This window comes from Lutibacter sp. (assembly GCF_040883305.1).
Lineage (GTDB): Bacteria > Bacteroidota > Bacteroidia > Flavobacteriales > Flavobacteriaceae > Lutibacter.
This window is the reverse complement of the sequence record NZ_JBFLKT010000409.1, coordinates 1-2,692: the sequence shown is the minus strand read 5'-3', so window position 1 is coordinate 2,692 and position 2,692 is coordinate 1. Positions and strand designations below refer to the sequence as shown.

Genomic DNA, 2,692 nt, shown 5'->3' with positions numbered 1-2,692 from the left:
AGTAAAAAAACAAAAAGGGACACTTATAAATAAGCATCCCTTTTCTAAAGTACATTCGCCAGCCATAGCTTGTGTACCGTTTTTTACAAGCTATTTAAACTAGCTTTAATCGTTTCAATTTTCGCCAAAGCATCTGCTTCTTTTTGACGTTCTATTTTAATTACTTGTTCTGGTGCGTTACTTACAAAACGCTCGTTACTTAACTTTTTCTGAACAGATTTTAAGAAACCTTCATTGTATTTTAATTCTTCTTCTAACTTTACTTTTTCTGCTTCCACATCAATTGCATCTCCCATTGGAATAAAATACTCATTAGATTTTACTCTAAAACTTAATGCTCCGTCAACTTTTTCAGTTACATAATTAATAGCTGACAAGTTACCCAATTTTTCAATTACAGCATCAAAATCTGTATTTATATTATCATTATTTAAAACTGAAAACTCAATTTCATTTTTAAAAGCAATGTTTTTTTCTTTTCTAATATTTCTAATTCCTGAAATTACTTCAGAAGCAACTTTAAACTCATTAATTAAGCTTTCATTTACTGTTTCCATTTTTGGATATTCAGCAATAATTAATGCTTCTTCTGGAGTTCTATCTGAAATATGTTGCCAAATTTCTTCACTAATAAATGGCATATACGGATGTAACACTTTTAAATTATCCTCTAAAAATGAAATCACTGCTTTTAATGTTACTGCATCAATTGGCTGTTGATAGGCAGGTTTTACCATTTCTAAGAACCATGAAGAAAAATCATCCCAAATTAATTTATAAATGCTCATTAAAGCTTCACTTACTCTGTATTGATTAAAAGAATTTTCTAATTCAATCAATGTTTGTTGAAACTTTGCTTGATACCATTCAATAGCAATTTTTGCCGATTGTGGTTGCTCAATAGTTTCAGAAACTTCCCATCCTTTTATTAACCTGAATGCATTCCATATTTTATTGGAGAAATTTCGCCCTTGCGCACATAAATCTTCATCAAATAATAAATCGTTTCCAGCAGCCGAACACAACAGCATTCCAACACGAACACCATCTGCTCCGTATTTTTCCATCAGTTTTATTGGATCTGGCGAATTACCTAATGATTTAGACATTTTTCTACCTTTACTATCACGCACAATTCCTGTAAAATATACGTTTGAAAAAGGTTTTTCATTTCTAAATTCGTAACCAGCAAAAATCATTCGCGCTACCCAAAAGAAAATAATATCTGGCCCTGTAACTAAATCGTTTGTTGGATAGTAATACTCAATCTCTTCATTATCAGGGTTTCTAATACCATCAAAAACTGAAATTGGCCATAACCAAGATGAAAACCATGTATCCAATGCATCTGGATCTTGCGTTAAATCTTCAATTTTTAGTTGTTGGTTATTCGTTTTTTGTTTTGCTAATTTCAACGCTTGCTCGATAGTTTCAGCAATTACAAAATCTTCTACGCCATCTCCATAAAAATAAGCTGGAATTTGATGTCCCCACCAAAGTTGACGCGAAATATTCCAATCTCTAATATTTTCTAACCAATGACGGTACGTACTATTATAATGTTTTGGGAAAAACTTAATTTCCTCATCTTCTAACACTGCTTTTAAAGCTGGTTTAACAATAGTTTCCATTTTTAAAAACCACTGTGCAGAAATTTTTGGTTCAATAACTTCTTTTGTTCTTTCAGAAGTTCCTACTTTATGTAAATGCTGTTCTATTTTCACCAAACAACCTAACGCTTCTAATTCTTTGGTGATTTCTTTTCTAACTACAAATCTGTCTTTTCCTTCATAATGCAACCCGAAAGAGTTTAAAGTAGCGTCATCATTAAAAATATCAATAACTTCTAGGTTGTGTTTCTCACCTAAAACTTTATCATTTTGATCGTGCGCTGGTGTCACTTTTAAACAACCAGTTCCAAATTCAATATCCACATATTCATCTTCAATAATAGGAATTACTCTATTTACAATTGGAACAATGGCTTTTTTTCCTTTTAAATGTGAAAAACGTGGATCGTTTGGATTGATACAAATAGCTGAATCTCCTAAAATAGTTTCTGGTCGTGTTGTTGCTATTGTAAGCACATCATTAGTGCCTTCAATTTTATAATTTAAATAGTAAAGATTTCCTTGTTTTTCTTCAAAAATAACTTCTTCATCAGATAAAGTTGTTTTTGCAGAAGGATCCCAGTTTACCATTCTATAACCTCTATAGATAAGCCCTTTGTTATATAAATCGATAAAAACTTTGGTTACAGCCTCGCTTAATTCTGCATCCATTGTAAACTTTGTACGTTTCCAATCGCAAGAAGCGCCTAATTTTTTAAGTTGTTCTAAAATAATACCACCATGCTCATCTGTCCAATCCCAAGCGTGTTTTAAAAATTCATCACGCGTTAAATCGCTCTTATTAATTCCTTGTTCTTTTAATTTAGCAACCACTTTTGCTTCTGTAGCAATAGAAGCGTGATCTGTACCAGGCACCCAACAAGCATTTTTTCCTTTTAACCGTGCTCTTCTAATTAAAACATCTTGTATAGTGTTATTCAACATATGCCCCATATGCAAAACCCCAGTAACATTTGGAGGTGGGATTACAATAGTATATGGTTCTTTTTCGTTTGGTGTTGAATAAAAATAGTTGTTACTCATCCAGTAATCATACCACTTACCCTCTACATCTTTAGGGT

1 protein-coding gene is annotated in these 2,692 nt (G+C 32.1%); it reads right to left on the bottom strand.

Features of this window, described 5'->3' with window-relative positions:
- Window positions 1-83: 83 nt before the first annotated feature.
- On the bottom strand, window positions 84-2,692 hold a 2,609-nt coding region (locus tag AB1Z17_RS13235), incomplete at its 5' end, for a valine--tRNA ligase (RefSeq protein WP_368052244.1).